At 39.7% G+C, this 13314-nt stretch carries 15 protein-coding genes; 1 reads left to right on the top strand and 14 read right to left on the bottom strand.

Features of this window, described 5'->3' with window-relative positions; translation table 11 throughout:
- Positions 1-4: 4 nt before the first annotated feature.
- A complete protein-coding gene (locus tag OCV43_RS05680) occupies positions 5-364 on the bottom strand; it encodes an Asp23/Gls24 family envelope stress response protein (protein ID WP_022243764.1) in 360 nt (119 codons plus the stop codon).
- Positions 365-586: 222 nt separating this feature from the next.
- Here OCV43_RS05680 and rpmB point away from each other — a divergent pair, with 222 nt between their 5' ends.
- Positions 587-772 carry a 50S ribosomal protein L28 gene (gene rpmB, locus OCV43_RS05675; RefSeq protein WP_117698403.1) on the top strand — a complete coding sequence of 62 codons (186 nt, stop codon included), beginning with the start codon at positions 587-589 and terminating at the stop codon, positions 770-772.
- Positions 773-1208: 436 nt separating this feature from the next.
- Here rpmB and OCV43_RS05670 read toward each other — a convergent pair whose 3' ends face one another.
- The 13 genes from OCV43_RS05670 to miaB all read right to left on the bottom strand — a co-directional run bounded on the left by OCV43_RS05670 (position 1209) and on the right by miaB (position 13294).
- Entirely contained in the window at positions 1209-1655 is a 447-nt protein-coding gene (locus OCV43_RS05670; RefSeq protein ID WP_022243763.1) for a GerW family sporulation protein, read from the bottom strand.
- A gap of 36 nt (positions 1656-1691) precedes the next feature.
- Positions 1692-2660: a DUF2953 domain-containing protein gene (locus OCV43_RS05665; protein ID WP_262623612.1), complete on the bottom strand. Its 969-nt coding sequence runs from the start codon at positions 2658-2660 to the stop codon at positions 1692-1694.
- A 2-nt stretch (positions 2661-2662) separates the two neighbouring features.
- A complete protein-coding gene (locus OCV43_RS05660; protein WP_022243761.1) occupies positions 2663-3004 on the bottom strand; it encodes a hypothetical protein in 342 nt (113 codons plus the stop codon).
- A gap of 44 nt (positions 3005-3048) precedes the next feature.
- The gene (locus OCV43_RS05655; RefSeq protein ID WP_022243760.1) at positions 3049-3501 is read right to left on the bottom strand and encodes an NUDIX hydrolase; all 453 of its coding nucleotides are present in this window, start codon (positions 3499-3501) and stop codon (positions 3049-3051) included.
- A 133-nt stretch (positions 3502-3634) separates the two neighbouring features.
- The gene (locus OCV43_RS05650) at positions 3635-5113 is read right to left on the bottom strand and encodes a peptidoglycan D,D-transpeptidase FtsI family protein (protein WP_262623611.1); all 1479 of its coding nucleotides are present in this window, start codon (positions 5111-5113) and stop codon (positions 3635-3637) included.
- Entirely contained in the window at positions 5037-6425 is a 1389-nt protein-coding gene (locus OCV43_RS05645; RefSeq protein WP_262623610.1) for an FtsW/RodA/SpoVE family cell cycle protein, read from the bottom strand. The genes OCV43_RS05650 and OCV43_RS05645 overlap by 77 nt, the downstream gene beginning before the upstream one ends.
- Before the next feature lie 13 nt (positions 6426-6438).
- Entirely contained in the window at positions 6439-8691 is a 2253-nt protein-coding gene (locus tag OCV43_RS05640) for a U32 family peptidase (RefSeq protein WP_262623609.1), read from the bottom strand.
- A gap of 71 nt (positions 8692-8762) precedes the next feature.
- The gene (locus OCV43_RS05635; protein WP_227700122.1) at positions 8763-9278 is read right to left on the bottom strand and encodes a cell division protein ZapA; all 516 of its coding nucleotides are present in this window, start codon (positions 9276-9278) and stop codon (positions 8763-8765) included.
- A 94-nt stretch (positions 9279-9372) separates the two neighbouring features.
- A complete protein-coding gene (gene ruvB, locus OCV43_RS05630; RefSeq protein ID WP_022243755.1) occupies positions 9373-10365 on the bottom strand; it encodes a Holliday junction branch migration DNA helicase RuvB in 993 nt (330 codons plus the stop codon).
- Positions 10366-10377: 12 nt separating this feature from the next.
- Entirely contained in the window at positions 10378-10995 is a 618-nt protein-coding gene (gene ruvA / locus OCV43_RS05625) for a Holliday junction branch migration protein RuvA (RefSeq protein WP_117841022.1), read from the bottom strand.
- Positions 10959-11468 (bottom strand): Gx transporter family protein, encoded by a 510-nt coding sequence (locus OCV43_RS05620; protein WP_117698410.1) that lies wholly within the window; start codon positions 11466-11468, stop codon positions 10959-10961. The genes ruvA and OCV43_RS05620 overlap by 37 nt, the downstream gene beginning before the upstream one ends.
- 8 nt (positions 11469-11476) lie before the next feature.
- Positions 11477-11854, bottom strand: coding sequence for a NusG domain II-containing protein (locus tag OCV43_RS05615; protein ID WP_022243752.1), 378 nt, complete (start codon positions 11852-11854; stop codon positions 11477-11479).
- Complete coding sequence (gene miaB, locus OCV43_RS05610; protein WP_262623608.1) at positions 11855-13294, bottom strand: tRNA (N6-isopentenyl adenosine(37)-C2)-methylthiotransferase MiaB; 1440 nt, start codon at positions 13292-13294, stop codon at positions 11855-11857. It lies immediately after the preceding gene.
- Between the last annotated feature and the right edge of the window lie 20 nt (positions 13295-13314).

Genomic DNA, 13314 nt, shown 5'->3' with positions numbered 1-13314 from the left:
CTCCTTAATCAATCACTCTGACGCCTTCAACTAAAATGTTGACTTTCTTAATCTGCATTCCGGTAAACTCTTCCACTTTATATTTTACCGTATGAATCAGATTGTCTGCTACTGTCTCAATACTTACGCCATAGGCAACAATTACATGGAAATCAATTGTAATTTTATTATTTTCATCCACATCCACATTTATACCATGTGTCAGATAATCTCTCTTTAATAATTTAACCAGGCCATCTTTCATATTAACTGCAGCCATTCCCACAATGCCAAAGCACTCAACTGCAACAGAACCGGCATAGGTTGCAATTACTTCATTATCAATTACGACTTTACCTAATTCGTTTTCCATTTTACCTGTCATTCTATAACCTCCAATTAAAATTAATCTTCTCGCATTTCCGCCAGTATATACATAACATGAACTATATTATAACCTCTTTTTCTGAAAAAAGAAACAGTATTTTTCTTTATTTTCAAAAAATGCAATTTTTTTCTTGCATTCTGTCTGTATTTCTGTTAAGATAGCTTTGTTGTGAGCTTGTGTCATAACAGGCTTAGTGAAGAATTTAAAGGAGGTGCTATCATGGCAAAATGTGCAGTTTGTGGAAAAGGCGCTCATTTCGGTAACAATGTGAGCCATTCTCATAGAAGATCTAATAGAATGTGGAAATCAAACATCAAATCTGTAAAATGTAAAGTAAACGGAACTCCAAAAAGAATGTACGTATGTACTTCCTGTTTAAGATCCGGATCCGTTGAAAGAGCTTAATTAGCATTTTCTATCTGGACTGTCCTTTTGGACAGTCCTTTTTTTACTTTACAGGAAATTGCTTTCCTGTAAAGTAAAAACGCTCCGCGAGGATGCACACTGCGGCGTATAAGGTAGTTGTCGCAAGCGACCGCCGCAGGCGCGAGAATGTGCCCAAGGCACATTCTTTGTTCTTTTACAGGAAATTGCTTTCCTATTACTTACAGCAGAAAAGATTATACCCTATCAACAGCAATATCAATATAATAATAATCCCAATCACGTCACTTGGAATAATAAACATAAAAAACATACCAAATCCCACCATGAAAAAGGAATACCCCATCAAGCGTTTCATGTTTTTTCTCCAATCAAAAAGACATATACCATTATAGTATATGCCCTTCTTTTTCACTTAGCACGCTGTACGTTCTTCTGTTACTATTCTATACTGTTCTTATTCTTCATCCTTATTTACTGCATCAGATAAAATTTCATTCATCTCAGACTCTGCTGCTTTCTTGGATTCTTCATCTAACTTTGCAGTTGCTGCCTCATCCTTCTTTCCCCTGGATGCAAACTTATTTACGAAATCTGGTACCATATCAAGAATTTTGGTCACACCATCCTGATTCTTAATATTTACAAGCTTGGTGGTGCCATTCTGAATGACAAGAACCGCACTCGGTGTAATCTTTCCACCCATTCCTCCTGCTCCGTTGTTCTTCTTCTCCTGGGAAAATGCACCTGCGCCTACACCAAAGGATACATCCACTAATGGAAGAATGATGGTATCTCCGATATGAATGGCATCTCCTACAACCGTCTTGGTTGTAATGAAACTGTCCATTCCTTTGAATAAAGATTCTACCGTATTGCGAAATGTGTTATTACTGTCTGACATAATAATTCCTCCTGATTCTACTTCATATTGATTCTGTTAAAATTGCTTTATAAAGTGTTTCACATCCGGATTTCTCCAGATTTGAATTGCAGCCTTTAATAAATGAATCACCTGTATCCGTCCCCTTATATCCCAGCTGCCTTCGATATAAAAATGTTCTGCCTCAAAATCCGGCATAATAGATACCTTATCATAATATAAAAATGGTAATACGCTGAGCACTGCTAAAACCTGCCCTGTGGCTGCCGGATCTTCCATACCATAAGCAACATCTGCCTTCATATGCTTTGGTCCGTATTTTTTTAACAGCCTTATTACAGCACCCAGGACAAAACGGACGGCACTTCTATTCTGCTCATCCTGTATCCACTGATTCACTTTTTTTATTTTACTGCCGATATTTTTAAATTTCTGCGGAATTGCTTTTATCTTTTCTACTATCGAGCGTATTGTCTTGCTGATTTTACCAAATACGGAAACAAACTTTTTCTTATATGTCTTCTTATGGTGTTTCTGTTCATACTGTTTTTCCGTCTGTTCTTCTTGTACTTCAGCCGGTGGATTCTGTTCTTCCAGCCCCGTTACATCTATCTTTTTTTCAATCGCCGGTGCTGTTTGTTCTTCCGGCTTCTGACGTTTCTGCACTAAGTCTTTTTCCGGTTCCTTATGGGATTTTTCCCCGGATTTCTTTTTCGGCTTTTTCTTTACTTTCTTTTTCTCTAATTTCTTTTTGGATTTTTCATCCGATGGATACTTCCATGCTTTTATGCCAAAAATCTTTAAAACTGCAAGCTGCTTTCCCTGCTCCATCAGAAAGGAAAAACGCAAAGCCATAAGACACCATGCTCCATGCACTTTTAACGTAGTCTGTCCCTGCCTTGTCTCTCCACGAATCCGGTAAGATACCGGAGCAAACAGCAAAAGCATGATAAGTAAAACCAGTAAACCTAATATGCATAATAATATTATGCCCAGGATTTTCAAAATAGATAACAGCACTGTCATCCTCATGTCTCCATTTCAGTATTTTTACGAGTCTGCTGTTTCAGTACAAATTTACGCACTTCAAATGTTCCTGTTTTATGATAAATATCATTCACAATTGCTGCTGACATCTCTAATGCTGCGTCATATCCTTTTTCCAGACCGATAATAAAAAGTTCTTTCTTCGGATATGCCTTTTGTAATAAATCTGTTGCCGGTATAATATCCAGAAGATTCTCTTCATTTGACGGAAGGGTCAGAAGATAAAGCGACGGCTGTGGCACATTCCGCTCCACTCTGCTTTTTACCTTTGCTTCCTGATTTTTCAACCTTTCTCCCAGATATAAATTAGAATACCAATGCATGCTACACCTCATATCTGATTTAAAAAAGCAGTCAGATGGCTGCTCTAATAATATTTGTGGGTTCCCCACAGATTACACTTTTTCAAATCCAGATATTCATTATAAGCTTTTTCCAAAATCTGCTTCTCATTGGCAAATTTTAAAAGATGATAGGCTTCATGATATTTATAATATCCGGAATCTACAAAGAACTCTTCACGTTGTGGCTTACTGTAATAACTGTCTGCCATCATCAGATACCAATGTACCTGTTTCTCCACCGTATCTTCTGGCACAGTAAAGCTATACTGGCTCTTCCCGACATATTTGATTATGGATGCATCTACGCCCGTTTCCTCCAATACCTCTCTTGCTGCGGTATCTTTGAATTCTTCCCCGGGTTCTACTGTTCCCTTTGGAAGCACCCAGCCTTCGTACTTATTCTTATAATTCTTATAAAGGACAAGCACCTTACCCCGAAATATTACCACACCACCACAACTTGTTGCTTCAATCATTGCAATACCTCCTGATGTGGTCACTACCTTTTGTTTAACAAACAGTATACCCCTTTTTTCATAAGGATGCAACAATCCATTTCAGAAGTCCCGGATGATTCCTGACGCAGCATGTCATCCTATCTGCTTTCATTTATCTGTAATATACATCAAAAACCTGTTTTGCTGCTGGAACTGCAACGGTACTGCCTGCACCTGCACCTTCTGCAATTACAACAACTGCAATATCTTCCTTATCCTCCCGGTGTGCATATCCAACAAACCAGGAATGGCTTTCTCCCTTATTGTTATTAAACTCTGCGGAGCCAGTCTTGCCGTATGCAGTATAACTCTGCCCATTTAACTTGGATGCAGTACCATCTGCAACTACACCTGCCATAAATTCCTGCATGGTCTTTGCTTCTTTTTCCGAAAGAAGCTGCTTGCTTGCAGCCGGCTCATATTTCTTTACTTCTATACCATTTTCATTTTCCGTATGGTCTACCACATAAGGTTTCATCAGAATTCCATCGTTGGCAATTGCACTGGTAATCAATAACATATGGAGTGGTGTTACCAGCGTCTCTCCCTGTCCGATTGACGTCTGCATTTTCATACTTTCCGGGGATTCATCTGTTAATTTAAACTGACTTTTACTTGTTTCAAAGTTTCCCGGCAGTGTCTTATCAAACATCAGATCTGAACAAAGGTCCGAAAGAGAATCTGTGTCCAAAGATAATCCGATATTGGCATAAGATGAATTACAGGAATTTGCAAAGGACTGCTTCAAATCCTGCGTTCCATGCACGGCATTATTATAACAGTGTATTGTAAAATCATTCTCTGTAATACTTCCGTTACAGCTATAGCTGTAATTCTCATAATCCGGATTTTCCCGGATATATTCTAAAGTTGTAATTATTTTAAAAGTAGAGCCAGGCGGATATAATCCCTGGGTCGCCCGGTTTAAAAGAACCGAGTTATTATTATCTTCTGAAATAATGGAATCCCAGTCTGCCGCAATAGTATTCGGGTCAAAATCCGGTTTGGACACCATGGCAAGCACTTTTCCGGTGGAAGGCTCCATCACAACAACTGCACCATCATAATTACCCAATGCCTGATATGCAGTTTCCTGCAAAGTGGAATCCAACGTGGTAACCACATTGTCTCCCATGCTTTTTTCATCTTTAATCTCGTTAAACATACGCTCTAATACAAAAGAATGGGAACGTAAAAGATTAAAGTTCATATTGGATTCAATACCTGACTTTCCATTGGTGGAAAAACCGACCACATGCGCATACATATTACCATAAGGATATTTCCGGGTTTCATTACCGGCAGCATCCACTACGGTCTCGGCCAAAACTTTGCCATCTGCTGACATAATCTTTCCTCTGACCACACGGTCTGCAAAAGTATCCTGTCTGCTATTATATGGACTATTGATAAAATCTTCGCTTTTTACCGCCTGAAAATATACCATATATCCCATCAGGCAGATAAAGATAGCAAGGAAAAGATAAGTAATCACTGCAAATTCTTTATTCTTACTAACTGAGGTCCCTGACTTCTGTTTCGAATCCCGATTTTGCTTTCTTTTTTGCTGGTTTATATTCTCCTTTTTCATTATGTGACACTCCTTCGTCTTCCCGCAAAATATATAATCCCTGAATAATGCCAAATATAATCAATGTACTTAACATGGAGCTTCCTCCATAGCTGACTAACGGAAGGGTTACTCCGGTGGATGGAATAAATTTTGTTACTCCGCCAATGGTTAAGAATACCTGAAATCCGTAAATCGTTCCAAGTCCAAGTGCCACCAGCTTATAAAAGGAATCCTTTAACTGCATGGCAATATTTAAAAACATCAGGAAACAGCTTACACAGACCAGAATCAGACACAGAGCAAACATTCCACCCAGTTCTTCTGAAATTGCTGCAAAAATAAAATCCTGCTCTACTACCGGAATTTTATTTGGCATGCCTTGATATAACCCCAGACCGAAAAAGCCTCCGGTCCCGATTGCAAAAAGCGACTGGCAGATCTGATAGCCCTCTTTGTCAATTACTTTTAGTGGTGTTTTCCATGCCACCACACGGACTCTGACATGATTAAATAATTTATAGGCAATTACTGCCGCTACACTTCCCGCCAGCAGTCCACCGGCAAAATAGAGTGGTTTTCTCGTTGCCACATAAAGCATTGCCATATAAGCCACAAAGAAAATCAATGCGCCACCTAAATCCCGGGATAATACCAGAATCAATACATGCAGTGCTGCAATCAAAGTGGTAATTACCACCTGACGGAATTCCGTTGATTTATGATACATGGCAGCCACAAAAAACACAAAAAGAATCTTAATAAATTCAGACGGCTGTACCGTAATTCCTGCTATGGTAAAGGAAATCTTTGCTCCATAGCTGGTGCTTCCTGCGATACATACAATACCAAGTCCCACAATACCGATTGCCGCATAAATCCAGGTGAGATTCCGGAAAAATCCCATCCTCCGTATCATCACCGGAATCACAAGGGAAATCACACAGGATACCGCTGCAATCGCAAACTGCTTGATAGCATGTCCAAAATTCAGGCGGGTCAGAATAATAAACCCGATAATCATAAGCATACACATATTATTAACCAAAAGTCTTGAAGCCTTCGGATAACATAATTTGTACACATTCCGTACCACAACAAGAAGAATTATCTGCGCCAGATAAAAAATAAAAGTATATGCATCCTCTGTCACCGCAAATATGACTACATATGCCGTAAAATGAATCGCATACAAAATCCTTGCCTGCCGTTTAAATTTCTTTTCCTGTTTTCGTTCTGATATATTCCGGAATACCGAAAAACATTCATATGTATACACAGAAAACAGAATAATAAGTGCATATTTTGATAATTCCACAATCAAATGAACCATAAATACCTCTGCTTTATTCTACGCCTCGTTTAAAATGTCCATTGGTGCATTCCATTGGCATCTGCCCCAAAATGCCACCATTTTTATAAATATCGCCATAAATTGTTAAAATCTGTTCTGTCTCTTCTTCAGTTTCTGTCGTAAAGGAAAGCCTTACGGCAGCCGGTGCAATCTTTTTCACGGTTACGTCTTCCTTAAAGAGACAGACCGGAAGCGAATTATAAATTACGTTATAACATTCCGAGCAGAAATTTTTCACCGGAAAATGTACAGAATAACGGTCTTTTAAGTTCAGCACCTTGTGCTGATGCATACAGCCTAACATGTTCTTATGAATACACTGCGCCGTTATCATAAGTGGAAGTCTGCCATAGATAATCATTTCAGACCGGCTGTTTTCTCTTCTTAAAATCTCCTTCCGGTTCAATTCCACCGGAATTGTATCCTGTATCATTCCAAGACGATAAAAATATTCTGCCGCTTCATTGGAATAGGTATATAAATTACTGTCGGATACCATCTGCCAGTTTTCATTGCCCCATTCCTTTATAAACGCAATCTCATCAAGACTCCGCACCATAATACCATTTAATGGAAGCTTTTTTAGCTCCGGCATGATTTTTTCATAAAAAAGACTGGTCTGCTGCCGGAAAATAAACGGGAATACATAAAATACTTTCTTACCGGATGCATGTACCCTGTCTATATCCTCACTTAACTTGTGGATCAGATTTTCTCTTGTATACAACATACAATCAAGATAAACCGTATCCACGAAATCGGCTTTTAATACTGCCGGAAGCTGTTCTGCGTCTTCAATCAGTACCCGGACTTCTGTGGATGAACCGGCGGATTGTTGTCCAGAAGTCTGTGATAATGACTGTCCGGAAATCTGCTTTTCTTTTATGGCATTTCCTGTTGTCTGCCTATCTGTTTCAGCGGAAGAAGTTTCCACCAATTCTGGAAGCGTTCTTTCATAAGGTTTCAACAACGCTTCTTCTAATGCTTCCAACGCACCTCTTCGCAACTGGTTCAACTGGTTTACCGGCATAAAAATATCATCATCCATTGTAACTTCAAGATTTTCAAAAACAAATGGTGTATTCCCGGTCTTTGTAATCTTTTCTGTTACAACTTCTTTCGTCAACGGACGATTCTGCGCTACAAGAACCATATCTCCCTGATAAGAAACTTTTATTTTTCCATATTGCACTTCTATCTTAGCAGGGCATTCTTTATTTAATATTAACTTTCCTTTAATCTTTTCTTTTAATTCGGTGTCTACATATTCTCTACGGATGTTATCCTGAAGAACACCTTCGCTCTTATTATGGGAAGCACTCTCTCCGCTTAGCATATCACTGTCATTATGATGATAGTAATATCCGTTGGTAAAGCCACCACGGTTTCCAAGCTCTAAAAGTGCCCTGATATCCTTTTTTTCCACTGGGATACGGCTTCCATCCAGATAGGAATCCATATATTTCCGGTAAATACTTACTACACCGGCAGCATACTCCGGTGTCTTCATCCGTCCTTCTATCTTAAAGGAATATACCCCATGGTCAGCCAGTTCATACAAAAATGGCAGTGTACACATATCCTTAAGGCTCAAAATCGGTGTTGCATGATGTCCGGTAAGACTTTTTTCTCCCTGCAATACTTCATAGGAAAGGCGGCATGGCTGTGCACATCTGCCACGGTTTCCGCTTCTTCCGCCGATGATACTACTGAAAAGGCACTGTCCGGAATAACAGTAACACAATGCGCCATGAATAAAGCTTTCCAGTTCCACGCCTACTTCATCATGGATTCTTTGAATTTCTTCTAAGGACATTTCTCTCGCTGTCACCACACGCTCAACGCCCTGTTCCTTTAAAAGCCTGGCTCCCTCTACATTGGTAATGGTCATCTGGGTACTGGTATGTATCGGAAGATTTGGAAAATGAGTTTTGATAAACTCCATAACGCCCATATCCTGCACGATGACAGCATCTACTCCCGCTTCATAATAAGGGCGCAGATAATCATAGAGCTGTCCTAATTCATATTCTTTTAACAGGGTATTCACCGCAAGAATAATTTTGCGTCCATGAATATGTCCGAAACGGATTGCTTCTAATAATTCTTCTTCGTTAAAATTATTGGCATATGCTCTTGCGCCGAACATACTTCCGCCAAGATATACGGCATCTGCTCCGGCATGAATGACTGCCTTTAATGTTTTCAAGGAACCTGCCGGTGCTAAAAGTTCTAACTCTTTCATCTTTCCTCATCTCCTATGGCAACAAAAGGGACAGATAAATGTCTGCCCCCTTTCATAGTTTTTATTCTCTATTACGCTTTCTTTCCGGAAGGCTTTTCCTCTTTCTTTTCTTCCGTATGGTCTGCTTTCTTTTCCTCTGGTTTTTCAGTTTTTTCCGGTTTTTCAAGTTTATCTACTTTACCAAGTAAAGCATCTTCTAAGGTTGCTTCTAATCTGGTCTTATTTAAAAGCAGCTCTTTATTTTCTTTTTCCAGATCCTTTAAAGATTTGGCATCACTTTCCATGCGGATCTGGTTGGAAATCAGTTCATGCTTTAAATCATAGATTTCACGGTCTTTTACCTCTAAATCCTGCTCTAATTTTTCAACCTGATTTTTCGCTTTGAAGTAATCATCTGCAATGTTCAATGCCAGCAATGTGGAACGCATATCACTTGGAATTCTCTTATATTCATCCAGCATTTTAAATTCTGCAATCTTATCATTGATATAAGTTGCTACCTTCTGTAAATACTCCTGACTCTCATATCCGCTTAAAGTATATACTTTTCCATCAATAATCACTTCTGTATTATTTTTTGCTGCCATTTTCATTTCCTCTCTGCGTATCTGCCTAAAATATTCTCTGACTACTACATATAGCATATTATAGCTATAAATCTGTCGAAAAACAACTATTTTCTTAGCCCTCTATTCCAAAGTGATGATATGCAAATTCTGTTGCGACCCTTCCCTTTGGTGTCCGGTTGATAAATCCATTCTTTACAAGATATGGTTCATAAACATCCTCTATGGTTCCAGCATCTTCCCCAATCGCTGCCGCAAGGGTATCCAGCCCTACCGGGCCACCCTGGAATTTTTCAATAATCGTAAGCAAAATGTTCCTGTCATTCTGGTCTAAGCCCATCTTGTCTACTTCCAGTAAATCCAGTGCAAAGGATGCTACTTCTTTGGTAATTTCACCATTGTACTGCACCTGTGCAAAATCACGCACCCTCTTTAAAAGGCGGTTGGCAAGACGCGGCGTTCCTCTGGAACGGCGTGCCAATTCGATTGCACCTTCCTCATCAATCTTTACCTCTAACTTTTTTGCAGAATGGACAATAATTGTCTTAAGTTCCTCCACATTATAAAATTCCAGATGATGTACCACTCCAAATCGGTCTCTTAAGGGTGCCGATAAAAGTCCGGCCCTGGTAGTGGCACCAACCAGCGTAAAATGCGGTAAATCAAGGCGGATTGAACGGGCAGTTGCGCCTTTTCCCACCATAATGTCAATGACATAATCCTCCATGGCAGGATATAATACTTCCTCTACCTGCCGGTTCAGACGATGAATCTCATCTACAAATAAAATGTCACCTTCTGCAAGATTACTCAAAATAGCTGCCATTTCTCCCGGCTTTCCAATTGCCGGACCGGAAGTGACTTTCATATGTACGCCCATTTCATTGGCAATAATGCCGGCAAGAGTAGTCTTACCAAGTCCCGGAGGACCATAAAACAATACATGGTCTAAGGACTCTCCACGCTGTTTTGCAGCCTCTATATACACTTTAAGATTTGCTTTTGCTTTCTCCTGACCAATATATTCATCCAAGGTCATCGGACGCAGTGTTTTTTCGATTTTGATATCTTCATCCTGCATCTGCGTTGAAATTACACGTTTTTCCATTTTCTGCTCCTCTTATAAGAATGCCATCTGCTTCAAAGCCAGTTTTAAAATATCTTCTACCGAACTGTCTTCCGTAATTTCGATATCCCGCAGCACCTTCAAAGCCTCTGTGGAAGAATAACCCAGTGAAACCAGTGCCTCTACTGCTTCATTGCGGATTCCTTTTAAGCCGTTACCAGAAACAGCTTCCTGTGTATGGCTTAATTTCTGTTCAAAGGCATCCTCCAAACTAAGCTTGTCTTTTAATTCTATAATCAACCGCTGTGCCGTCTTATTTCCAACACCCGGAGCTTTTGCAATTGCTTTTGCATCATCAGACAATACTGCAAAACGCAAATCATCCGTTGACATGACAGAAAGAATTGCCAGTGCACCCTTTGGTCCGATTCCGGATACACCAATCAGCAATTTAAATACATTCAAATCATCTCTGGTAAGAAAACCATATAAAATAAATGCATCCTCTCTGACACAAAGATAGGTATAGATTTTTACTTCTTCGCCAACTCCCGGTAGCAGAGATAATACCTGTCCCGGAATATAAATATTATAGCCGATTCCGCCATTTTCAACGACAATATGATTCTCTGCCACTATTTCGGATAATTCGCCTTTGATATATGAATACATAATCTTCCTCCTACTTCCTTTGCCACAATTCCAATCAGTGCACCCGTCACAAAGCCTGCAATCAATAAAACCGGCATATAGTAAATGACATAGTATGAGCTTACCAGAAATCCTGCTACGATAAGCTGTCCCATATTATGTATGATTCCGCCACAGATACTGACCGTAACTACATGAAAACAGTTCATCCGAATCAGAATAAACATAAGTACAAAGCTTAATAATCCGCCGGCAAGTCCATAACAGATGCTGACCAAATTTCCAAATAAAATTCCGGTAAGCACAATACGAAGCACCGATACACAAAGAGCCTCTCTCCAGCCAATCAGATACAGCATCAGCACCGTAACAAGGTTGGCAAGTCCAAGCTTTACTCCCGGTATTCCAATGGCAAAGGGCAATATTGCTTCTACATAACTTAATATCATGGCCAGTGCCAAAAACACGCCAAGATATGCTACACTTTTCTTCATGCTTTCACCTACCCTGCCACATCATCCAATGTATTTTTCTGCTCACTTTCTACGGTTACTACAACCCGGTTTGGCAGACAGATAATGGATTCTTTATCTTTGGAAATTGCGTTCTGATGCATACACAACTGATCCGGGCAGTCCGCCTCAAGCATATAGGCAGTCCCATTTTCAATCGTTACGATATTAGTAACTTTTCCATCTATTTTAATTGGAATCTCTTTATTTTCTGTCAGGGAATATCTGCCATATTCGCTGCCATTTACCGTAATGATAATACTGTCACCGCTTTGTAATGCAGAGGTCATTCCAACATAGAAAACTAAAATAACTACTGCAAGCATTCCCAGCAACAGGATATCATTTTTTCCAAAACGACGGTTCATTTACTCTGCAACCTCTCCCATATAATAAAAGCCTTTGCATTCTTTTAAATGTACCGGTACGATAGTTCCAATCATGGATACGTCACCCGGCAGATGTACCACTGAGTTATTGGATAATCTTCCGGTTACAAGGCCTTCCTGCTGTTCATCTAATTCTTCGACTAATACATCCTGCACGCTTCCGGTTAATGCTCCGGCTTTCTTTGCGGAAATATCCTGTACCAGTTTTAACAGCCGGTCAAAACGGTCTTTTATCACATCTTCCGGAATCTGATTTTCCATTTTGGCAGCAGGCGTTCCGGTACGTTTTGAATAAATAAAAGTAAACGCGCTGTCATACTCTACCTGTCTTACCACATCCATGGTCTCTAAGAAATCTTCTTCAGTTTCTCCCGGAAATCCTACAATAATATCTGTTGTAATTGCCAGATCCGGCATTGCTTTTTTGATTTTTTCAACCAGTGCAAGATAATGCTCCTTGTCATAGTGACGGTTCATTTCTTTTAACACTCTGCTGCTGCCGGACTGAAGCGGCAGATGAAGATGTCTGCAGATTTTTTTAGAATTCTTCATTACTTCAATCAGTTCATCGGATAAATCCTTTGGATGGGATGTCATGAACCGGATTCTTTCCAGACCTTCAATCTTTTCTACTTCCTGTAAGAGCTGTGCAAAGGTCACTGGTGTATCTAAGTTCTTTCCATAGGAATTGACATTCTGTCCTAAGAGCATAACCTCTACTACACCATCTGCTACCAATTTTTCAATTTCTCTTATGATATCCTGCGGTTTTCTGCTGCGTTCTCTTCCTCTTACATATGGCACAATACAGTAACTGCAGAAATTATTGCAGCCAAACATAATATTAACACCGGACTTAAAGCTGTATTTCCGTTCTACCGGAAGTTCTTCTACAATTTCTTTCGTATCATCCCAGATGTCAATCACCATTTTCTGCTCTTCAAAGCAGCGCACCAGAAGTTCTGCAAATTTAAAGATATTATGGGTTCCGAAAACCAGGTCTACAAAACGATAGCTCTGTTTTAATTTTTCCACAACCTCCGGTTCCTGCATCATACAGCCGCATAATGCAATCATCATATCTTTATTCTTTTTCTTAAAGCCGCTTAAATATCCCAGACGTCCATAAACCTTATTGTTAGCATTTTCACGTACGGTACAGGTATTATAAATGACAAAATCTGCTTCCTCGGAATCAATCTCTTCAAAACCTACGGTCTCTAAAATTCCACATAACTTTTCGGAATCTCTGGCATTCATCTGGCACCCAAAAGTTGTCACATGAAAGGTGAGCGGTCTGCCTTTCTTCCTGGAAATCTGCGTCACATACTGCTTTGCAAGGTCCATAAAATAAAATTGTCTCTGCGGTTCCATTACCGGAACTTCACCGGTGTGATTTATCTTTTCTATTTCTCTCATTTCTTTTCCTGTTTTCTTAA

This window comes from Roseburia amylophila, assembly GCF_025567465.1.
GTDB lineage: Bacteria > Bacillota > Clostridia > Lachnospirales > Lachnospiraceae > Roseburia_C > Roseburia_C amylophila.
The sequence above is the reverse complement of the archived record's forward strand: the minus strand, read 5'-3'. Positions and strand labels throughout refer to the sequence as shown.